The sequence below is a fragment of the Halostella sp. PRR32 genome, from assembly GCF_034808085.1.
Taxonomy (GTDB): Archaea; Halobacteriota; Halobacteria; order Halobacteriales; family Natronoarchaeaceae; genus Halostella; species Halostella pelagica.
Map to the genome: position 1 here is coordinate 143851 of NZ_JAXHGL010000007.1, position 18176 is coordinate 162026.

Annotated in this window: 26 protein-coding genes and 1 pseudogene; 23 read left to right on the plus strand and 4 right to left on the minus strand. The window is 61.3% G+C overall.

Features of this window, described 5'->3' with window-relative positions; translation table 11 throughout:
* Positions 1-2: 2 nt before the first annotated feature.
* Positions 3-752, minus strand: coding sequence for a hypothetical protein (locus tag SM753_RS18460; RefSeq protein WP_011222446.1), 750 nt, complete (start codon positions 750-752; stop codon positions 3-5).
* A gap of 221 nt (positions 753-973) precedes the next feature.
* Between SM753_RS18460 and SM753_RS18465 the strand changes: the two genes are divergently transcribed.
* From SM753_RS18465 to SM753_RS18475, 3 genes are all read left to right on the plus strand, one after another.
* On the plus strand, positions 974-1894 hold the full coding sequence (locus SM753_RS18465) for a transcription initiation factor IIB family protein (RefSeq protein ID WP_049938512.1): 921 nt from the start codon (positions 974-976) through the stop codon (positions 1892-1894).
* A gap of 263 nt (positions 1895-2157) precedes the next feature.
* Positions 2158-3027: a hypothetical protein gene (locus tag SM753_RS18470; protein ID WP_011222448.1), complete on the plus strand. Its 870-nt coding sequence runs from the start codon at positions 2158-2160 to the stop codon at positions 3025-3027.
* 53 nt (positions 3028-3080) lie between these two features.
* On the plus strand, positions 3081-3281 hold the full coding sequence (locus SM753_RS18475; RefSeq protein ID WP_264084018.1) for a transcription initiation factor IIB family protein: 201 nt from the start codon (positions 3081-3083) through the stop codon (positions 3279-3281).
* On the opposite strand, the gene SM753_RS18480 is transcribed toward SM753_RS18475, so the two are convergent.
* The gene (locus SM753_RS18480) at positions 3278-3766 is read right to left on the minus strand and encodes a hypothetical protein (RefSeq protein ID WP_011222449.1); all 489 of its coding nucleotides are present in this window, start codon (positions 3764-3766) and stop codon (positions 3278-3280) included. The genes SM753_RS18475 and SM753_RS18480 overlap by 4 nt on opposite strands.
* A 17-nt stretch (positions 3767-3783) precedes the next feature.
* Positions 3784-4335 (minus strand): hypothetical protein, encoded by a 552-nt coding sequence (locus tag SM753_RS18485; protein WP_049938513.1) that lies wholly within the window; start codon positions 4333-4335, stop codon positions 3784-3786.
* Between the two features lie 335 nt (positions 4336-4670).
* Between SM753_RS18485 and SM753_RS18490 the strand changes: the two genes are divergently transcribed.
* The 11 genes from SM753_RS18490 to SM753_RS18540 all read left to right on the plus strand — a co-directional run bounded on the left by SM753_RS18490 (position 4671) and on the right by SM753_RS18540 (position 12262).
* The gene (locus tag SM753_RS18490) at positions 4671-4859 is read left to right on the plus strand and encodes a hypothetical protein (protein WP_004594506.1); all 189 of its coding nucleotides are present in this window, start codon (positions 4671-4673) and stop codon (positions 4857-4859) included.
* A gap of 86 nt (positions 4860-4945) precedes the next feature.
* Positions 4946-5326, plus strand: a complete 381-nt coding sequence (locus SM753_RS18495) for a hypothetical protein (protein WP_004594505.1) — start codon at positions 4946-4948, stop codon at positions 5324-5326.
* 67 nt (positions 5327-5393) lie between these two features.
* Positions 5394-6056 carry a DUF6735 family protein gene (locus tag SM753_RS18500; RefSeq protein ID WP_004594504.1) on the plus strand — a complete coding sequence of 221 codons (663 nt, stop codon included), beginning with the start codon at positions 5394-5396 and terminating at the stop codon, positions 6054-6056.
* Between the two features lie 37 nt (positions 6057-6093).
* Positions 6094-6378: a hypothetical protein gene (locus tag SM753_RS18505; RefSeq protein ID WP_004594503.1), complete on the plus strand. Its 285-nt coding sequence runs from the start codon at positions 6094-6096 to the stop codon at positions 6376-6378.
* 61 nt (positions 6379-6439) lie between these two features.
* The gene (locus SM753_RS18510) at positions 6440-7189 is read left to right on the plus strand and encodes a helix-turn-helix domain-containing protein (RefSeq protein WP_004594502.1); all 750 of its coding nucleotides are present in this window, start codon (positions 6440-6442) and stop codon (positions 7187-7189) included.
* Positions 7190-7248: 59 nt separating this feature from the next.
* On the plus strand, positions 7249-9612 hold the full coding sequence (locus SM753_RS18515; RefSeq protein WP_222923974.1) for a cation-translocating P-type ATPase: 2364 nt from the start codon (positions 7249-7251) through the stop codon (positions 9610-9612).
* 120 nt (positions 9613-9732) lie between these two features.
* A complete protein-coding gene (locus tag SM753_RS18520; RefSeq protein WP_011222452.1) occupies positions 9733-10155 on the plus strand; it encodes a hypothetical protein in 423 nt (140 codons plus the stop codon).
* A 108-nt stretch (positions 10156-10263) separates the two neighbouring features.
* Entirely contained in the window at positions 10264-10764 is a 501-nt protein-coding gene (locus SM753_RS18525; protein ID WP_011222453.1) for a hypothetical protein, read from the plus strand.
* 6 nt (positions 10765-10770) lie between these two features.
* Positions 10771-11136, plus strand: coding sequence for a hypothetical protein (locus SM753_RS18530; protein ID WP_135306299.1), 366 nt, complete (start codon positions 10771-10773; stop codon positions 11134-11136).
* 72 nt (positions 11137-11208) lie between these two features.
* Positions 11209-11604, plus strand: coding sequence for a hypothetical protein (locus tag SM753_RS18535; RefSeq protein ID WP_011222455.1), 396 nt, complete (start codon positions 11209-11211; stop codon positions 11602-11604).
* An 82-nt stretch (positions 11605-11686) separates the two neighbouring features.
* Positions 11687-12262 carry a hypothetical protein gene (locus tag SM753_RS18540; protein ID WP_128904646.1) on the plus strand — a complete coding sequence of 192 codons (576 nt, stop codon included), beginning with the start codon at positions 11687-11689 and terminating at the stop codon, positions 12260-12262.
* Positions 12263-12275: 13 nt separating this feature from the next.
* On the opposite strand, the gene SM753_RS18545 is transcribed toward SM753_RS18540, so the two are convergent.
* Positions 12276-13640 carry a restriction endonuclease gene (locus tag SM753_RS18545; RefSeq protein WP_128904647.1) on the minus strand — a complete coding sequence of 455 codons (1365 nt, stop codon included), beginning with the start codon at positions 13638-13640 and terminating at the stop codon, positions 12276-12278.
* A gap of 122 nt (positions 13641-13762) precedes the next feature.
* Here SM753_RS18545 and SM753_RS18550 point away from each other — a divergent pair, with 122 nt between their 5' ends.
* The 9 genes and pseudogenes from SM753_RS18550 to SM753_RS18590 form a co-directional block, all read left to right on the plus strand.
* Complete coding sequence (locus tag SM753_RS18550; protein ID WP_128904648.1) at positions 13763-14167, plus strand: DUF6166 domain-containing protein; 405 nt, start codon at positions 13763-13765, stop codon at positions 14165-14167.
* Positions 14168-14186: 19 nt separating this feature from the next.
* Entirely contained in the window at positions 14187-14465 is a 279-nt protein-coding gene (locus SM753_RS18555; protein WP_128904649.1) for a hypothetical protein, read from the plus strand.
* Between the two features lie 39 nt (positions 14466-14504).
* On the plus strand, positions 14505-15176 hold the full coding sequence (locus SM753_RS18560; protein ID WP_128904650.1) for an RNA polymerase subunit sigma-70: 672 nt from the start codon (positions 14505-14507) through the stop codon (positions 15174-15176).
* A gap of 73 nt (positions 15177-15249) precedes the next feature.
* Positions 15250-15471 (plus strand): hypothetical protein, encoded by a 222-nt coding sequence (locus tag SM753_RS18565; protein ID WP_128904651.1) that lies wholly within the window; start codon positions 15250-15252, stop codon positions 15469-15471.
* A 53-nt stretch (positions 15472-15524) separates the two neighbouring features.
* A complete protein-coding gene (locus tag SM753_RS18570; RefSeq protein WP_128904652.1) occupies positions 15525-15824 on the plus strand; it encodes a hypothetical protein in 300 nt (99 codons plus the stop codon).
* A 155-nt stretch (positions 15825-15979) separates the two neighbouring features.
* Positions 15980-16666 carry a DUF6166 domain-containing protein gene (locus SM753_RS18575; protein WP_128904728.1) on the plus strand — a complete coding sequence of 229 codons (687 nt, stop codon included), beginning with the start codon at positions 15980-15982 and terminating at the stop codon, positions 16664-16666.
* Positions 16666-16821, plus strand: a complete 156-nt coding sequence (locus SM753_RS18580) for a hypothetical protein (RefSeq protein WP_164932745.1) — start codon at positions 16666-16668, stop codon at positions 16819-16821. Before SM753_RS18575 ends, SM753_RS18580 begins: the two co-directional genes overlap by 1 nt.
* A complete protein-coding gene (locus tag SM753_RS18585) occupies positions 16818-17354 on the plus strand; it encodes a hypothetical protein (protein ID WP_128904653.1) in 537 nt (178 codons plus the stop codon). Before SM753_RS18580 ends, SM753_RS18585 begins: the two co-directional genes overlap by 4 nt.
* Before the next feature lie 171 nt (positions 17355-17525).
* Positions 17526-18098, plus strand: a pseudogene (locus tag SM753_RS18590) (hypothetical protein); the annotation flags it as partial.
* Positions 18099-18176: the final 78 nt, after the last annotated feature.

The window sequence follows — 18176 nt, forward strand, 5'->3', positions numbered from 1 at the left end:
CGCTACTCTAGATGTTCATCCAATTCCCACGCACCTTCATCATCGTAATAGAAACCGGGATGATATCCGAACTGAGAGTTTGATAATGGTCGGAAAAGCGGTGTGAGTTGGTCACGGATACCGTCTTCATCGGACAGACTGAGAGGTGTGAGGCGCGAGGTGCGGTTAGGTTCAGGAAATGCTTCAACCCGGTCAACCTGCCGATGTTGGTCTATTGTCGCGTTCGTGAGATTTGTCCCACTGAGGATTGCATACACCTTCTCGCTGTGTTCATCAGGAAGGACGTCACGATAGAACTGGAGGACGGTGACGAGACTTAATTCAAGATCCTGTGAACTGACTGCATAGTCACAGTCGTATGAATGACCGGTTGGATAGCAGAGCCCGCTCCCCCGGGCCTCATATATGCCAGTATCATACAGAGTTGCCACTGAACTCAGGTCTTTTCGATTCTCGTAGCGAGCGACAATATGGTTCCATGTCGGATCCGCGTGTTCAAACAGTCTATCGGGCCGAAACGATGGTCGACACGTCGCGGGAACAGGCAGTTCCTCAAGTTCTGTGATATCGACAAGACGCGATCCATCAAGAGCACTTTCAGGAACAATATGGAACAAGAGCTGTGGAATTGCATCCTCTGAATTAAGCATATCGAAGCGCTGAAGGTGGTATTCGCGATATAATGTCGACCGATCAACCGCCGGATATTCACGGTTGAGTTCATGGAGACGCCGAAGATGTGAATCACTCATATGCTCCCCCTCTCACCTTAGATAAATATGTATTCGGTCCCCTGTTGTGGCCTTGAGTGCCGCCCCAGTTCCTGCATAGCCAGTTCATTGGTATAAGAATCAGACTCGGTCGCTGTACGCCATCGGTTCCGAGATATCTGAACCGTCTTGTAGAGGTTTATTCCACCCATAATGGGTGAAGGATTCGCTGTACTGGCGAGTTCCTGAACATGGTGAGAACGATGACTACCAGAGACATCTACGAAACTGGCTTCGACGAAGACGTCCAAACAGAGTCGAGCGCTACCCAGTGTCCAGAGTGTGACGGCCGGGTCACTACGAATGCGGTCGAAACGATCTGCGAGGACTGTGGACTTGTTATCGAGGAACAACGTATCGATCACGGGCCGGAGTGGCGGGCGTACGATGCAGACGAGCGCGAGCGAACAGGCGCACCACTCACTACAGCCCGTCACGATCGAGGCATCTCGACCGAGATCGGCCACGGAACCGACGCACACGGGAACGAACTCTCTGGTCAGAAACGCCGGCAGCTGGCCCGGATGCGACGTGAGCAGACCCGTGGTCGCTGGCGGTCCAAAGCGGAACGGAATCTCGCACACGGGTTGGGCGAGGTACGCCGGCTGGCGAGTGCGCTCGAGCTCTCTGAGTCGATTCGTGACCAGGCGTGCCAGCTCTTCCGGAGCGCTCAGAGCGAGGATCTGCTTCGAGGCAGATCCATCGAAGCCATCGGTGCAGCGAGTATCTACGGTACCTGTCGATGTAACCAACACCCGCTTCTCCTCGAGGATGTCGTCGACGCCGCCCGAGTCGAGTCCGCTCGTGTCACCAACGCCTACCGAACACTGAATCGCGAATTAGAGCTCCCAGCACCACCAATGCGCCCGACGTCGTTCATTCCACGCCTGATCTCGGCGCTGGAGTTAGACCACGACATTCGTCGGCGCGCGAACGAACTCGCAGAACGCGCCGAGGGGACAACCCTCACGAACGGCTGTCAGCCATCGGGCGTCGCGGCCGCCTGTGTCTATCTGGCTGCCCAAGAGCAGGGCGCGTTGATTACCCAATCCACCGTCGCGTCGGCAGCAGAGGTGTCAGTCGTGACGCTCCGAAGCCGGCGAGACGAACTCCAAGCGATCTGAGACGCCTCCGGTAGAGGAATACCTACATACAGGCAGAGAGTCTACAAGGGGGTATGGATCTGGACGAGACTGTCGAGTATCTGTCGACAGAACTCGATATCGAGCGGAGTGAGCACGTTCGCGAGGTCGGTCGAGCGGTCGCCGAGCTCCGTGACTGAATCGGTCTCAGGCGGTCAGATTTATCCCGTCGTCGCCGAATCCGTCCCCGCATTTTCTCACCCCTGAGTTTAAATACCAAACCGGGGGAAACGCGGAGCGAATCGATGACTGACCACAACTCAGACCGAGAGGCGTTCCAACCTGTCGGGGAGGGCGCTCTGGTGCCGGACCCAGCGCTGGATCAGCCAGCAGACGGCCAGCCAAGCCGCCAGCGTGAAGCCTCGCATTCGGGTGGGTATCCGGACGGAACAACCGACACAGACCGATCCTGTGTCTCCTGTGGCGCATCGATCCCGGCGTCGCAACGAAAATGCCGGTTCTGTCTCGAACACGAACTTGACGGCGCGTCGGAGTCGGGTGCTGCGAGTTCCGAGCAGACACTGCGTGGTGTGATCCACTTCCTCGTCGAATCGGGGACGTTCTACGGCGCCGTGGCAAGGGGAGCAGCAGCAGCGACACTTCTCTCGTCAGGTCACGACCAGCCCATCGACGACTGTACGCTCATCTACGATCTCGACGACGAGCCCGCACCCCAGCTAACCGAGCGCTGGCCTACGCTCCCCGCTGCTACTGAGGTGACCGCAGCGGCTGGCGACGCGTTACTAACAGCGGCCCGTGAGCGGACAGCGTGGAACGAGAGGAGCGATCGTTCTCAGACGGAGATTCCACGCGTCTATGACGAGCGTGGCCAGGGAATTCGCGATGAGTCGTCCCTCGAGCACACGCTCGACGACAGCGATCAGCTGTGGATCGTCCCAGCAATCGCTGTGGAAACAGTACCCCGCGAAACGAAATCCTCCAGTACCAGAGCTGAAATCCCGACCGTAACAGCCCTCGAGTGCCAGCACTGTACGAAAGAAACAGAACATCGCTTCAGTACACGCGAGTCGCTCCCTGACGAGACCTGGACGGGCCAACCAATCTGGGAGTGCCAAGTGTGTGGCACAGGTCGCTACGGGCCTGCTCCCGAATAGGGCAGTAGGAATCTCACCGTTTAACCAACAGTCTCCGATGGAGATGGCTTCTGTTGGTTAACACGGTGAGTACCCGCAAGTCCGACGTCAGTCATAGCGGGCGTTCATTCGGCAGGTTCGCAGCGGCCTGTCTCTACAAAGCGGGGCGGGAACAGGGGGTGTGGGTAACGCACCGTGACATCGCCAAGTCCGGAAACGTCACGCCGACCACGGCCTGGACGCATCACCAGAGGTTCGATGAACTCGCTGTCTAGACGGGCCAGGTAGGGAGCGAGGGCGCTCCATTCTTCCAGTGGATCGCATCTAGCGCGGGCGGGAACTGCTGTAGTCGGTCATCGAGGACGGCGAGTGGGTGCGCATCGAGAAACGTCGCCTTGTGCCGATCAACCGGCGTGTCTTCGTGATTGAGTTGGATATGACAGGGCCCAAGGTCCGGATGGTCGGCATCTTGGTGGAATCCGAGCATCAGATTTCGGTCCGGTTCGACCCAGTTTATGCGGTAGTATTCGTGGTCGACGCCGGCGGGGTACCAGAAGCGAATCTCCAGTCGTGCTGTCGCCGCGTCGTACGAGTCACTCAGGAACGTCGTCGGATCGACACCCGCGATGACGTACCGGGGTCGGCGTCGAGACGGGCGATAGCGGACCTCTTCACACCCTGGCTGGTTCGTCAATCGGTCGTGAACGTCGCGGAGGAGGGTCCGCTGTGTATAGCGGTCGCGACCGGCAAGAAAGATCATTCTGTGAGAGAGGAGGGTTAGCTCGTGGCGCGGTCAGCCACGTCGGTCATCTGCTCGCGGGCAGCTTCGACGTCGGAGTAGAGTTCCAGTGCGTGCTTGATGAGGCGGCGATCCTCCTCGTTCTCACGCCAGAACGCGATGACGTCGCGGCGGTCCCGGAGCTCCGCACTTGTGAGGTCGCCGTCGGCGAGCGACTGTTCAAGCTCTTCCCACGTCTCGACGTCGTAGGTCGCCTGCCACTCCTCGATCTCCTCGGTAATCGCGGCCAATTCACTCCGCAGCTCCTCGCGGGTATTTTCCTCGATGAGCGTGCGGATCTCCTCGAAGAGCAGTCGCGTGTAGTCCGGTTGGTAGCGCGTCGTCTCGCCGGCCTCGACGCGACGCAACTGGCCCTGGTCGACGAGGTCCTGAAGTTCCTCGTTGGTCGTGCTCCAGGCGGCGTCGGCCTGCTCGCTGATCCAGTTAACTGAGCGGGGTTCGCGAAGTGACTCGGCGACCGCCCGAATGCGGTCGCGGGCGCTCATCGACTCAGTCCACGATTGGACCCCATCTCGCGAGGATTCGGTCATGGTTGGCACCTCTTGGGACAGTGTTCGCGCCCTACTCCCATATATGTTTGTACTGTCTCGCATAATCAAGAATGCCTTGCGGGCGAAGGCGTCCGGACGTTGAAATGCGATACCGACAGAAGGTATGGCCAACCGATGTACGACCGATATTCTGACGTTGAGGAACTACGGCCGACCGGCGAGGCATCCCACAGCCCGGACACAATGTTGGACGACGGGTGTGAGAGTGACCTCCTGGCGGCAACGCGTCGCGACGAGCACTGGTGGCGACCTGATGCGACGACGACAGTCACGTGGAGTGTCTATCCGCGCCGGCGAGTGGTGAGGCGCTACCGATGAATCAGCAAGTCGAACAGGGCTACTGGATGCATCGTGTACTCAGCAATCTCAGCCGCCTCGACGTCGAGCGGTTGGACGACGCGGATCGAGAGCGAGTCGAGACTGCAAGAGACCTCCTGGAAGAAGTGAGCCTACTCACGGGACCAGAGGACGGGAGCGGACCAGACGCCCCAACAGACGACTGATCGTCATCGCCGTCGACGCCAGGGGCACTTCCAGTGTCGGTTTATCGCCCCCCAAGAGGGGTGCGGGGCTTCCCGCGAGTCCAGACATGGCGACACTACAAGCTGCGACGACGTCAACCGGCGCGATCGTATCGGATCCACAGGCTGTCCGCGAACTCTGTGAGAGCTACTGCTTCGGGACGCTCGACTGGGAGGTCACCGACAAGGGCGAACTCACCATCTGGGGGTACGATGACTTCGAAGTGTACGAGGCGCGGGAGAACGGCCTCCCGGACTACGAGGGCGGCATCGTGACCCACGAATTCTTGCGAGAACTTGCCGACCACCTCGAAGCTGACGAGGAACTCGACATCCAGACAGCGGGGTTCACGAAGTGTCGCTTCCCAGTGCTGGCGAAGCGGTACGTCGTTCGCGACGGCGAAGTCCTCTACGCGGATCTCAGTTCCCCCGAACCAATCGAGGAGTAGCGTTGTTCGTCCCCCGAGAGGGGTGCGGGGCGATCCAGTAGCGGTCGCCCCGTGAGGTGATTGCTCGATGGGCCACCGCGCACTCGTTGCGTACGAACGCACAGACGGACAGTACACGCTCCACTACAGCCATTGGGGCGCAGCGAACCTCAAGCTCAAGCACCGAATTTCGGCTGAGTCGCCGTTCGGTGGCGACGACACCAACTCCAAGTGGGCGAAACAGCTGCTGGCTGAACTGGCCGATGGCCTCGAGGCAGATGCGGTCGACGGCTACCTCGCTGACGAGGATCGACCGTCGACGGTCGTCGAGCCGAAGCCCCGCGCCACCGGGCTCACCCTCGACGAGATCATCGCTGACCATCTCGACTACCTCCACCACGAGGCGTTCTACGTGGTGTCACCGACCTTCGAGGTGACCGCCTACCGGACGCTGTGGTTCGGCCTGCAGTACGATTCAGAGACAATCGACAACGGTGAGACGGTCGGGAACGGGGCGCTCGCGACCGTTCGGTGGCACGACGGCGAGCCGGTCGGCGACGGCCATCTGAAGGGGCAGTTCCGGGCGCTGAAGGACGTCGTCGGCGATATGGTCGACAAGGGGGTGTTCACGCCGTCGACGGCGAGGCAGTACCTCAAGCAGAAACTCGGCGAGTGGGTCGGCGAGCGCCAGGAACTGCGCATCCCTGGTGGTGAATCACCGTCGAAAACTGCGTCAGTCGACCGATTATAACGCCAATCCCTTTCTGAGTCCCCACGAACGTCTGGATATGTCAGATCGGGCTGATGACGAGGTGCGAGTATGGCTCGTCGAACGTACCTACTCCGATGATGAACAGAACCTAATCATCCTCACCTACGCGACACCCGACGGCAAACAGTATTATCGGAAAGAGCGGGCACTCACGTCCTTCACCGATATTCGAGATACGACAGCGGCAGTCGATGCGGGGCCCGGCAATCTCGGCACGGTTGATGACCCCGATCTCCAGGACCAATACGCGGCCGAAGCGCAGCGAATGCAGGAGGTCCACGACCCGAACGACGTGATCTGATGCTCACCAGTAGACGTAGTCCCGTGCCATTGGTTATGTCGGAGGAGGCCGTAGACGGGGTATGCGCGAACTCGTCTTCGCCCTCGAATACGAGCCGGGGTGCAATAGGGTGGCGGATGCCCTTGCCGACTACCCCGACGCCCGTGTCCGCTCGCTTTCGTTGCACGCGACTGCCGACCAACTTTGGCGAGTCGACCATGCCACCGGCACTCCGGACGCACTCGACGCCATCGAGGACGCGTTTCGAAACAGCGACTACTACGCCGACTGTCTCGCCACCGAGGACTGCGGCGCCACCCAGACCACCCGCGTCCTTGACCGCACGGACGACACGCTCGTCCTCTACTCCGACTGGGAGCGAACCCCCACCTGCGCCTCGGTTCCCCACATCGCCCGCGACCATCTCGGGGACGGCGTGCTGTTCGAGACCCGTCATGAGGGCCGCCACTACACGTGGCGACTCATCCACTCGGGCGACGGCGACGTGGCGGCATTCTTCGACTCCCTCGAGGTTGCCGTCGAAGAATGCGCTCAGATGGAGATGCTCCGCACCGCGGACACGACGACAGCAGCTGGAGGAAGCGACGAAACACCGAGCGGATTACCCCCGGCGCAGGAAGCCGCCCTCCAAGCCGCCGTCGAACACGGCTACTACGAGTCGCCCCGCGAGGTCGATGTCGGCGAGTTGGCCGAGCATCTCGACGTGCCTCGGTCAACACTTACCTACCGGCTCCGTCGGGCGGAAGAACATTTGGCGAAGCAACACGTCGCCGGCGAGCGGGTAGCGGAAGAACGGCTGGCATCGCACTGACACCGCGGTTGGAATATTCCAACAAAGACATATCGAACTCCCGCTCCTACCGTGAGGTGATGACAGAGAATTCCGATGTGGATACAGCGGGACCACCGAACGGCGGCGGGCAGCGGGAGTTGACTGCCCGTCTCACGGTCCCCGAGATGGACTGTCCGTCGTGTGCGCAAAAAGTCGACAAGAGCCTCCAGCGCGTCGACGGCGTCGTTGAGGCCACGCTCCAGCCGACCACCGGGACAGCTACCATCAAGTACGATCCGGACCGGACTACCAAAGCCGACGTCGTCGCGGCGATCGAAGCCGCCGGCTATGACGTGATCGGCGGAGCAGACGACGAAACCGACGAGTCTGCCGACGGCGTCGATATCGCGCCACCTTCGGAGGTCTGGACGAGTTCTCGCGCGAAGAAGACGTGGCTCGGCGCAGCGTTCGTCATCCTTGGTCTAGTCTTCGAGTTCCTTCTCACCGGCCAGAACGCCGCGATAGCGAGCATCCTCGACTACCCGCTACACATCGCAGATGTCCTGTTCCTCGGTGCCGTCGCGGCCAGTGGCATCCCGGTCGTCCGCAGCGGGTACTACTCCGCGAAGAACCGAAGCCTCGACATCGACCTCCTGATGGGGACAGCGATCATCGCCGCAACCGGCATCGGCTACTTCGTCGAGGCCGCGACGCTGGCCGTCCTGTTCAGCATCGCCGAACTGCTCGAGGACTATGCGATGGACAGGGCACGGGATTCTCTGCGCGAGCTGATGGAACTCTCGCCCGACGAGGCGACCGTCCGTCGCGATGGTGAGGAAGTGACCGTTTCCGTCGAGGAGGTCGACGTTGGCGAGACCGTCGTCGTCCGCCCTGGCGACAAGATTCCGCTCGACGGGACGGTCATCGAAGGCGAGAGTGCAGTCGACCAGTCGCCGATCACGGGCGAGAGCGTCCCCGTCGACAAGACCACCGGCGACGAGGTGTACGCCGGCGCGATCAACGAAGAGGGGTACCTCGAGGTAGAGGTCACCTCGACCGCTGGCGATTCGACGCTCTCGCGTATTATCGAAATGGTACAGGGCGCACAGGCGAAGAAGACCGAGTCTGAGCAGTTCGTCGACAGCTTCTCCGGCTACTACACACCCCTCGTCGTCGTGCTGGCAATCCTGACCGCCGCTATCCCGCCGCTGGTTATCGCTGATCCGGTGGCGGTGGACCTAGCCGGTTACGGGTTCACCTTCGCGGGCGACTGGCAGACGTGGTTCATCCGTGGGCTCACGCTGCTGGTGATCGCCTGCCCGTGTGCGTTCGTCATCTCCACACCCGTCTCGGTGGTGTCGGGCATCACGAGCGCCGCGAAGAACGGCGTCCTGATCAAGGGCGGAAATTACCTGGAAGCGATGGGCGAGGTCGACGCCGTCGCCGTCGACAAGACCGGGACGCTCACCAAGGGCGAACTCGCCGTCACCGACGTCGTTCCGGTGGGTGACACTACGGAGGACGATCTGCTCCGTCGCGCCGCTGGGCTGGAGCAGCGCAGTGAGCATCCCATTGCTACGGCGATTCTCGCCCGTGCTGAGGAGGCGGGCGTGGGCAACCTGCCCGACCCGACGGGTTTCGAGAGCCTCACTGGGAAGGGCATCCGCGGCGAGATCGGCGGCGAGACGTACTATGCGGGCAAGCCCGCGCTCTTCGAGGAACTGGGCTTCGACCTCGCTCGGGCACGCCGCGAGACGGACGGCGGCGTTATGACGGAAGAGGCGACCGAGGGCGAGAACGGGGCGTTCGCCGAGGATGCCCTCTCCGCGCTGGAGCGGGAGGGCAAGACTGTCGTTATCGTCGGGACGGAGTCGAAACTGCTGGGTGCGATCGCCATCGCCGACGAGGTTCGCCCGGCCTCGAAGCGGGCCGTCGAACGCCTGCACGAGCTGGGCGTCGAGCGCGTGGTGATGCTCACCGGCGACAACGAGGGCACCGCCCGCGCAATCGCCGAGCAGGTCGGGGTCGACGAGTATCGCGCAGAACTCCTGCCCGACGAGAAGGTCGACGCTGTCGAGGAGTTACAGGCAGAGTACGGTGATGTCGCGATGGTCGGTGACGGCATCAACGACGCGCCCGCGCTCGCCACCGCGGAGGTCGGCATCGCGATGGGCGCGGCCGGCACCGACACCGCTCTCGAGACGGCCGATATTGCGTTGATGGGCGACGACGTCGGGAAACTCCCGTACCTGTACGACCTGTCGCATACGGCCAACGGGGTGATCCGGCAGAACATTTGGGCGAGTCTCGGCGTGAAGTTCCTGCTCGCGCTGGGCGTGCCACTGGGGCTGGTCAGCGTTGCGTTGGCGGTCGTTGTCGGTGATATGGGGATGAGCCTCGGTGTCACCGGGAACGCGATGCGGTTGTCGCGAATCGAGCCCGATCGGTTCTCCGACACCTGACTCTGCGGCGGGAAGTGCGGGCAGGACGCTCCTCTTTCGCGACTTTCCTGCGCTCTATCGAGACAATTTGCAGTTTGTCTGGGGCAGTAGAGACTGAGCCCCACCGCAGGCTCTGATTTGATGCCCGAGAATCCAGACGACGATCCACTCCACGATTGCGAGTTAAGTCCCGACGCAGTCCTCGGGACGCGCACCTTCCACGATGTCCTGTTCACTGACGATACCGAGACGCCGGTAAACGTGCTCACCGGCGAGACACCCGCACATTCGCAGGCGACCGTCGAGGAAGCGAAGGCGTTCGCTACGAGTATCGATACGGACACACCACAAATCGCGCTCCCGGCCTCTGTCGAGACGCAGATCGAAACCCAGAGCCAACCCTACACGGCGGCCGCGTTCTTCCACTTCAAGGCGACCGGGTCGCTCGAACTGCACCGTGCCTACCACGCCGCCTACGACTCCGACGCGTTCAGCACCGACTTCGAGGCCGACTACGAGTCGGGCGACCTGACGATCACCGTCGAGCAGACTGCCGATTCCTGAACGCGGTCTCCCGAAGCGAGGTTTTTCGAGCGCCGGCGATGGGTGCCGGCGCACCGAGCAGACAGCGCCGAGCGGCGCCCGGTGAGTCGGCACTCCGAGGTGAACCAGATGCATATGGTCATCTACGCGCTGGTGGAAGCACCGACACAGCACGACGCCCTGGTCGAGGGGAAAGCAGTCTTCGACCGTCTCGTCGGCGCGAATCCCCACGGCTGCGCCGTGTTTGATTACTACGTCACGTTCGATGAAGACGACACGACGGTCGCCGGGAAGGCCCGCTGGGGTGACCTGCCGACGGCGGCCCCCATCAACTCAGAGGAGGGCGGTGAACTGCTCGACCGGGCTTGGAAGGCCACGAAAGAGGAGTTTCAGCGGAATCTCGACCGCGTGAAGGAGGCGCTCGACGAGCTCAGCGACGAGGCGATCATGCGCGACGAGGACCTCGCCCGCCACGCGTTCCACCAGGTCGGCGCGTACGAAGGGCCCTCAATCCCGATGTACGACCAGCACGCCCAGGGGATTCGGCATCGAGGCCAGCTCGACCGAGTCCTCGAGGAAGACGAGGACAGCCAGACGCTCTGGATCGTCCCCGCAGACGTTCATTTCTGACCAACGATGCCACGAATCACCAACTGGTCACGAGAGAGTCGCTCACCAACACTCGCGTATCGAAACACCGAGACTGGAGCGCGAGCTGTTCTACACCGGGCGCCGGATTCATACCGGTACAAGTGGCGCGGAGCGATCCTCGTCGACGGCTACCCGATCTGGTCGCGAGGCTTCGAGACGAAGAAGGCGACAACGTTCCGGGATGCGCTTCGGGAGCGGCCAGCGCCCGAACTGAACTGTCCGGAGTGTCCAAACGACGACGTCCTCGTCGGTGAGAAGACAGCTGATGGAGCGACGGTACAGCGCTGGTACGACTGTCCGGACTGTGGGTACGAAGCCCCCTCGCGCATCGTCTACGGCCCTGAACGCTGAGGACGTACACACGCAGGGTGTTTTTCGGCCGGGGCGGAGAGAGTGACCCGGTCGAACCGGGTCGGTCCAACAATGAGTCTCGAAGTACTCGACCGACACAGCGAGGCACTGTTCGAGTTCCTCTGGTGTCCCGTCTGCGGGCAGGAAGTGTTCACCCACATTCCCTTCGAGGGAGTGTTCTGCAAGAACTGTAACACGCAGGTCGTCCTCCAAGAGTCTCGAGAAGACCGTGGCTACGAGGAGGCTGTGCTCGCGTGCTTCGACACCGACTCAACGTGGAACCTTCACGTCGACGAGAAGCTCCGCCGCGACCTGCCTGACGGCTCGGCACGGGCAAAAATCCTCGGTGCACCGGGTGCCTATGAGATCGACTGGTGGAGTCCAGCACCTGGGGAGGATTGGGAGCCGGTCGAGCGTGGTGAATTCGACGACGTGGAGGAACCAGACGAGGTGTCACATCTCGCGTAGCGGATTGCAATCCCGCTACGACTGTGTGGTGTTGTTTCAGCGCCGGCGATGGGTGCCGGCGCACACGCGCCGGCGAGTACCGATGTCGACACGGAGCCAACTCCGATTCGTCCAACGAGTCGAACAGACCGGTGAGACAGATGGCAGCGCCGACCGCGTCGCGCAGGTGTACCGGCATTCGGACGGGTATCCCGGGAGCGTCCTCCGGGATCTCGCACAACTGAAAGAGCTTCTCGATGCGACCCGCGCAGAGCGGGGACCGGGCTACACGGCGGCGACCTTCGTGTTCCTCGACAAGCTCTCGACGGTCGACCTCTACCTGGATGGCGACCCAGAGCGAACGATCGACGCGGCTCAGCCAGCGGATCTCCTCGAGCCGTCCAATATGGAGCACCTGGACCAGCCGCTGTTCCTGCTGGGCCACGGCGTCGAGAATCCGGCCGACGGCATCCACGGCGACGAGGAGTACCTCTACGTCGTCGAACTCCCGACGGAGAACCCGTTCGACGAGCCGACCGAGTGGACAGTCAAAGTGAGCGGTCATTCCGCATTCCCGCGCTGGGATGGGCCGACCGAGGAAGCCTTCGAGCGGGCTAGCTGGCAGTTCCACGGCCCGCTTGAGCACGCGCTCGAAGAGCTGGTCGCTGAGCCGGCGTGAACACCGAGGCCGCTTAGATGATGCCGCCGATGACGAGTAGTCCGACGATGAGCAGCAGCGTCGCGACCACGCTCCCCCCGGCCAGCCACTTGTTCTCCATCGCCTTTTCGTGAAGCGGCATTTCGGCGTACTCCTCGCGGAACGCCTCGAGATTCTCCTCGTCGTAGAAGTACTTCGTCTTCAGCGCGAACCGTTCCGTCACCGCACAGCCCGTACAGATCGACTCACCTTCCAGCCGCTCCGTTTTCGTGTGGCTGGTGCAGGCGATCGCCCCGCAGTTCGGACAGTACGTGTACGTTTCGTCGATGCCGCTCGTGTCACAGTGGACGCACCGATGGATGCCGTCCTCGGCGGTCATTCGTGAGGGGCCCGCCGCGTAGTACTCATAGGGATAGGTGTACTTCTGGTGGTCGGTGGTGTGCCGAACCTCGGGAAGGTACACCGGCTCGATCGACTGGACGGAGATGTCCGAGCGGTTCGGCTCGCAGGTCTTGTTGTAGGTGACGTTGTTGTCGCCGGTGTAGGTGACCGTTTTCGTGTGGTGCTGCTGGAGCCGCTCGACGGCCCACTCCTTGTACTCCGTCTGAGTCTGGCCGAACCGCCGCTCCTCGACGTCGTCGAACACCTCTCCGAACTGCTCGGCGTCGAGATCGACCGTCGCGTGGAGGTTCTCGGTGACCAGCGTCGCGACGTCCTCGTCGACGACCTGCGGCTGCCCGCGTTCGGCGTGGGCAACGAATCGCGTCCGATCGTTAATCCGGTGGATGACGCCCACCGACGTCTCGAAGACGACGTTCGTGTCCGCGGTGACCGCCACCACCGGCCGGAACGTCACCGATGAGTGTGGGTCTGGGAGGTCGGCGGCCTCGATGTTCTCGACGTCGCGGAACGCCTCTTCGACGGCCGCGTCGACGTCGGCGGCCGGGTCGTAGGGACGTAGCGTTTCGTCGCAGAGAATCTCGATGCGACCGTTGTAGAGGTCGAGGCCGATCTCGTCGGCGATCTCCCGGAGGTCCTCGCCATCGAGCAGCTCGATTGGATGGGGGTCGTCGTTCTGCTGGAGGCGGTCGGCGTACTCCTGAGCCGGGTTCGTGAACCGGCCGGTCGTGACGACCATCCCGCGTTTGGGGCCGTCGAAGTCGAAGGTCGCGATTGCTGAGTGGAGCTTCTGGACGACCGGCCGTCCGACCGTCCCCGTGTGCTTGCACTCCACGATGATCGCGCGCCGGGTGCCGTCGACGACCTCCTCCATAATAACGTCGCGACCCTCGTCGGCGGTTCGGTCGGCCTGACGGACGTTCTCGTAGCCGAGATTGCGGAAGACATCCTCTATTACGTCCTCGAACTCGAACCCTGAGAGGTCGTCCAGTACAGCCATTCCGATATACCTGGACAGTACGTTGCAACTGTCAAATACGTTGCCGAACGCTTCGCCGTCCTGTTTATGAACCCCCGAGAGGGGTGCGGGGGTGATCAAACGAGCCTCCCGCGAACCAACCTATGAGTGGAATCAGCGACCCACGCTCACACGTACAGTCACGGACCACGGCTGATCCCGACGTCATTTACGTCGGTTACCGTCGTCGAGGCCGCGCCATCGTCGAGAAGCAATCAGACCAACAACAGCTCACGCCAGAGCGGAGTCTCGAGCTGGCAAATCACAGTCCTTCGGGCTTCGAATGGGGATATGGTGGCAGCGGGCCGGCCCAACTCGCACTCGCCCTCCTGCTCGATTACACCGACGATGAGGAGGTAGCGCTTTCGGAGTACAAGGCGTTCAAGACCGAAGTAGTGAGCCAGCTAGAGTGTACAGGACCCGACGGCTGCTGGCGACTCACCGGACGCGAGATAGATGCTACCCTTCATGAGATAGTCGACGACCCAGTTGCACCGTCCGTCAACTAACGATCACAGAGCGCAATCAATGTCAGAACACACTCAGCAGCCTCGTGTGGACTCAGAATCGCAACAGAACCGTGAGCGTCAGGTGCCAACCGAGTACGTCGAGCGAAGCGATGTCGGCGTCTCACTCACCGTCAAACTCACTCGCGGTACTGGCACCCGCGATCAAGACAAGATCACGGCCAAAGTGAAGGGTAAGACGCTCGAAGACGCCCGCGAGGATATGGAAACCCTCCGCGAGTATATCCACGACCTCGCTGAGGACACTCGCCAGATCCAGCCAGCCGACCCACACGAATAGTACTTTTTTGACTATTGCACAGAATTGTGTAGCCGCAGGATGTACGAAGTGTGCGGTGAGAAGGAACTCAAGGTTATCCTCGCGCTTGATCCAGGCGATTCCATCTCAGGCGTCGCGCGGAAGATCGACGAGAACCGGGAGACGATCCGTCGCGTCGTGAATAGCCTCGAGGAGGCGGGATACGTCGCGTACGACGATGGGCTTCATCTCATCGATCAGACGCTCCGAGACGCCGGTCTCGAGTTCCTGACAGCGTCAGCGGACATCTCGCCGCCGTCAATCTCAGAAGCCTATGTCCTCCCGCAGTTCACGGGGATGGAGTATGCATACACTGGCATCGATGCGGTCTACGTCTGGACTCGCGGTGGCTACCAGGTCGCTCGCGACCCAGAGGACTATCCGCTGTTCATCGCCGTCCACGAGTCTGACCTCGATGCCTGGACGGCGTTCTTCGATCGGTTCGAAATCCCGACTGCGGAAGAACGCCTGCCTGCTGCCGACCTCGATGGTTCGATACAGGTGGTACTCAAGCCGCGGCCACAGATCGAGGCCGAGATGGTCGACGGACGGCCTGTCATCCCACTCGAAGAAACTGTGGCGTTCGCAAACGAGCACTACGCGCACTTCCAGTCAGCGCTCGACATGCTCGGCCGTATGTACGACAGCGTCGACACTGACGCGAACTACCGCCAAACTGACGTGGAGTTCTGACAGGAGATTTCTTCGACTGGGAGGGGCCTGGCCGCTGTTTGTTGCCGCCTTGAGAGAGCGGAGGCGAACAAAAATGAGCGATTCGTCAGATCTATCCGTCGAATCAGACGCTCTCACACCGAAACAGCGTCTCGAACCGCCAAATACCCGTCTCATCAATGCTGGTATCGCGACGATTCATGACATGGAGACGCTGCGAGCCTGCGTCGCCTACGAGAATGCGAATCAGCAACGGATCCCGATTCTTCGCCGGCTCAAAGATCGGGCCAGCGAAATTCGCGCAGAAGACAATTGACGCAGCACTCGGGGATGTCTGTCGGAGCCTCGGTGGGTGGAGGCTCGAATGAGATGAGCGATCAAGCCGAGATCGAAATTCAACGACAGACCGCATTCGGCGACGATGGCCAACTCGAAGTAACTGAAACGAGCGTCGAGACCTCACTCGAGGACTTCGGTGCTGACGTGGATCATCGCGACCGGGATTCACGTCTTGATCGGCCCGAGGCCAGTGTGTTCGGCGTCGACGATCGACCCGCAGTTGAGCAATCAACCGAAGGAGATCAGTCAACACTCTTCGCTGATACGGACGAGGATCAGCAGACCCTCGCTGGCGACGATGCAGCCGCTCGCTGTCTATTCGAAGAATAAACAGTCCCTATTGATTAGTTATCTGTAGAAATGTTATAGTTTGAACTATAATAGTCTGAGTTCTAACTTTGAAGCGACGCTGAGGGGTTAATAGCCGGTGGTAGTTTTTCGACCCCCAGCAGGGTGCGGGGAATCCGAACGCCCGCATGCAACCGATGGAGATGAATTCGACTACCGACCCACGAGCAGTCGTACAGGATGCGAGTGAGCGATGGCAGGCGAGTGCAGACTGCGTTGAGTACGTCGGAATGCGTGTCGACGGAACGCCAGTGGTCCTGAACCTCACCGCACACGAACGCCTCTCCCCAAATCGAAGTCTCGGTCTCGTGCGGCATAGCCCGGCGGAATTCGACTGGGGCTATACGGGAAGCGGACCGGCACAGCTCGCCTGTGTGCTCCTCCTCGATTACACCGACAACGAAACTGTCGCCCAGCAACACTACATCCAGTTCCGCAACGACGTGGTCAGTCAGCTGGTGTGTGATGGCCCGGCCGACTGCTGGCACCTCACCGGGGAGGATATCGAGGCGGCACTCGCCGAATTCGAAGAGTACCGAGCACTCACGCCAGATGGTGGGGCGCCGTCATCGTCACTGCCGGCGAATTGGAGTGCGGTGAGCCGGACAGATCGGACAGTCTTCCAACGTCGAGATATCGACCACTACGTCGTCCGCGCCAAAGGGAGCGAAGAGTGGTTGATCATACTTTGTGCGCAGGGGGACCGGGCGTATCCCGCCCCGCTTGACCATCGAACACTTCCGGTCGAGAACGACCCTGTCTCTGCCGTTCAGGCACTCGTCGCTGAGAGTAACGACCTCGTCGAGCCAGAGGAGGCCAACTGATGGAGAAATTCCGACTTTCGCGAGCAACGTACCAGCTCATCGAACGCGCTGTCACGGCGCTGGAGTGCATCGGCCGAGAACTCAAGCGATACAACGACCGGCACGAGCGAATAGCTGGGAAAGACACAGACGAGACGAATCCCGGCGAATCATGACTGGCGAAGCGACGCTTGATGACTTCGAGAGCGAGACATCATCCGGAGAGTCCGGCTCGCTCTCACTGGAAGAGCGACTCCTCACCCCGATCTCGCCGTCAGTGGGACTTCGGCTGATTCCCGGTCGTGGTGATCCGCTCTATCTCCAGAACCGGGGCACTGAGCGGTATCTGTTCCGCGACGAGCACAACCGATGGTTCATCCTTCAACCCTCGGCGAAGGACTCAGAAGAGGCGTTCGTCCGCTGGGTGTATCTCCCAGCAGACCGGCCCGAACGGCTGGCACAGTCGGCGCTTCGTCGACGGACAGTGATCGGCTATGATTACGTTCAGCGGTCGGCCGCACCAGATCCAGTCAGATCGACGGTGACGGCGATGTTCGTCACGGAACCGTGGTCCGACACCGCCTACGAGTGTGGGTCGTGTGAGGCGCTGTTCGACACGGCACAAGAGCACGCCCTGCACTGCTGGGACGCACATCCGTGGGTGCCGAATCCTGAACAGGTGCGCCGTCGACGCCACGCCGACGAGTGAATTGAAGAGCCGAAGCCAGGTGTCGAGACCGTCCAGATGTTTAACCAACAGTACTGGATTCGTGGGCGGGGCGTTGGTTAAGAGTGGTTGTTTTTGCGCCCGTGAGAGGGGCGCAGGGCGCGTGATGAGAGCGCCGTCGCGAGCGACGAATTCGATTTCGAGGTGACTGCAATGAAAGACCCAGAATCCAGAACCGTGTTCGCTGGCGTCGACGGACGAACCGATACAGAACTACCCGACTGGTACCGCCGGAAGAAAACGGTCGACGAACCGAAGTCCTTCGCCGAGACGATTCGTGACCTCCCGCAGGCCGTCGAGACGACAGTCGCATACCGGAATCCCTACTCCGACGAGTGGGTCGAAACGGAGCGCTTCAACGCCCTGGTCGAGCCGACAAGAGCGCGCGACCACGCGACAGACGGCGAGCCCGACGCAGACCCACTATTTCACGTCCCCACGGACAGTTACGCGATCATCAACCCGGTGGATGTGTACAGGCCCTTGGAAGAGGTCCTTCGCGAGGAGACCATCGACGGGTCGCCGCTCGGGAACGTGATGTTCGGCGAGATCCGGCGCTACCGGGGCGGCGGCGAGGTCCATATGGACGTGATGTTCGACGGCCTCGAAGTCCGGCTGCCCGGGCGGTCAGACCCGATCACGATGGGCGTGACCTCCGGCTACGACTTCTTCGGTGAGCACGCCGTCTACGTCGAGGGATTCGCTCAGGACGGGTACTGCTCGAATTGGCTCTGGTGAATCGCCAGAAGGCGTTTGATTTCACTGTTTCACGGCTCGCTTGATGTTGTAGACCGTACACATCAG

Excerpts from the sequence above, each read along its gene's own strand:
- SM753_RS18530 (WP_135306299.1), top strand. The coding sequence starts at position 10,771 with ATGCCACGAATCACCAACTGGTCACGAGAGAGTCGCTCACCAACACTC.
- SM753_RS18575 (WP_128904728.1), top strand. The coding sequence starts at position 15,980 with ATGGAGATGAATTCGACTACCGACCCACGAGCAGTCGTACAGGATGCG.
- SM753_RS18520 (WP_011222452.1), top strand. The coding sequence starts at position 9,733 with ATGCCCGAGAATCCAGACGACGATCCACTCCACGATTGCGAGTTAAGT.
- SM753_RS18510 (WP_004594502.1), top strand. The coding sequence starts at position 6,440 with ATGCGCGAACTCGTCTTCGCCCTCGAATACGAGCCGGGGTGCAATAGG.
- SM753_RS18580 (WP_164932745.1), top strand. The coding sequence starts at position 16,666 with ATGGAGAAATTCCGACTTTCGCGAGCAACGTACCAGCTCATCGAACGC.
- SM753_RS18465 (WP_049938512.1), top strand. The coding sequence starts at position 974 with ATGACTACCAGAGACATCTACGAAACTGGCTTCGACGAAGACGTCCAA.
- SM753_RS18545 (WP_128904647.1), bottom strand. The coding sequence starts at position 13,640 with ATGGCTGTACTGGACGACCTCTCAGGGTTCGAGTTCGAGGACGTAATA.
- SM753_RS18535 (WP_011222455.1), top strand. The coding sequence starts at position 11,209 with ATGAGTCTCGAAGTACTCGACCGACACAGCGAGGCACTGTTCGAGTTC.
- SM753_RS18505 (WP_004594503.1), top strand. The coding sequence starts at position 6,094 with ATGTCAGATCGGGCTGATGACGAGGTGCGAGTATGGCTCGTCGAACGT.
- SM753_RS18570 (WP_128904652.1), top strand. The coding sequence starts at position 15,525 with ATGAGCGATCAAGCCGAGATCGAAATTCAACGACAGACCGCATTCGGC.
- SM753_RS18495 (WP_004594505.1), top strand. The coding sequence starts at position 4,946 with ATGGCGACACTACAAGCTGCGACGACGTCAACCGGCGCGATCGTATCG.
- SM753_RS18565 (WP_128904651.1), top strand. The coding sequence starts at position 15,250 with ATGAGCGATTCGTCAGATCTATCCGTCGAATCAGACGCTCTCACACCG.
- SM753_RS18555 (WP_128904649.1), top strand. The coding sequence starts at position 14,187 with ATGTCAGAACACACTCAGCAGCCTCGTGTGGACTCAGAATCGCAACAG.
- SM753_RS18515 (WP_222923974.1), top strand. The coding sequence starts at position 7,249 with ATGACAGAGAATTCCGATGTGGATACAGCGGGACCACCGAACGGCGGC.
- SM753_RS18585 (WP_128904653.1), top strand. The coding sequence starts at position 16,818 with ATGACTGGCGAAGCGACGCTTGATGACTTCGAGAGCGAGACATCATCC.
- SM753_RS18480 (WP_011222449.1), bottom strand. The coding sequence starts at position 3,766 with ATGATCTTTCTTGCCGGTCGCGACCGCTATACACAGCGGACCCTCCTC.
- SM753_RS18525 (WP_011222453.1), top strand. The coding sequence starts at position 10,264 with ATGCATATGGTCATCTACGCGCTGGTGGAAGCACCGACACAGCACGAC.
- SM753_RS18485 (WP_049938513.1), bottom strand. The coding sequence starts at position 4,335 with ATGACCGAATCCTCGCGAGATGGGGTCCAATCGTGGACTGAGTCGATG.
- SM753_RS18490 (WP_004594506.1), top strand. The coding sequence starts at position 4,671 with ATGAATCAGCAAGTCGAACAGGGCTACTGGATGCATCGTGTACTCAGC.
- SM753_RS18560 (WP_128904650.1), top strand. The coding sequence starts at position 14,505 with ATGTACGAAGTGTGCGGTGAGAAGGAACTCAAGGTTATCCTCGCGCTT.
- SM753_RS18540 (WP_128904646.1), top strand. The coding sequence starts at position 11,687 with ATGTCGACACGGAGCCAACTCCGATTCGTCCAACGAGTCGAACAGACC.
- SM753_RS18460 (WP_011222446.1), bottom strand. The coding sequence starts at position 752 with ATGAGTGATTCACATCTTCGGCGTCTCCATGAACTCAACCGTGAATAT.
- SM753_RS18470 (WP_011222448.1), top strand. The coding sequence starts at position 2,158 with ATGACTGACCACAACTCAGACCGAGAGGCGTTCCAACCTGTCGGGGAG.
- SM753_RS18500 (WP_004594504.1), top strand. The coding sequence starts at position 5,394 with ATGGGCCACCGCGCACTCGTTGCGTACGAACGCACAGACGGACAGTAC.
- SM753_RS18550 (WP_128904648.1), top strand. The coding sequence starts at position 13,763 with ATGAGTGGAATCAGCGACCCACGCTCACACGTACAGTCACGGACCACG.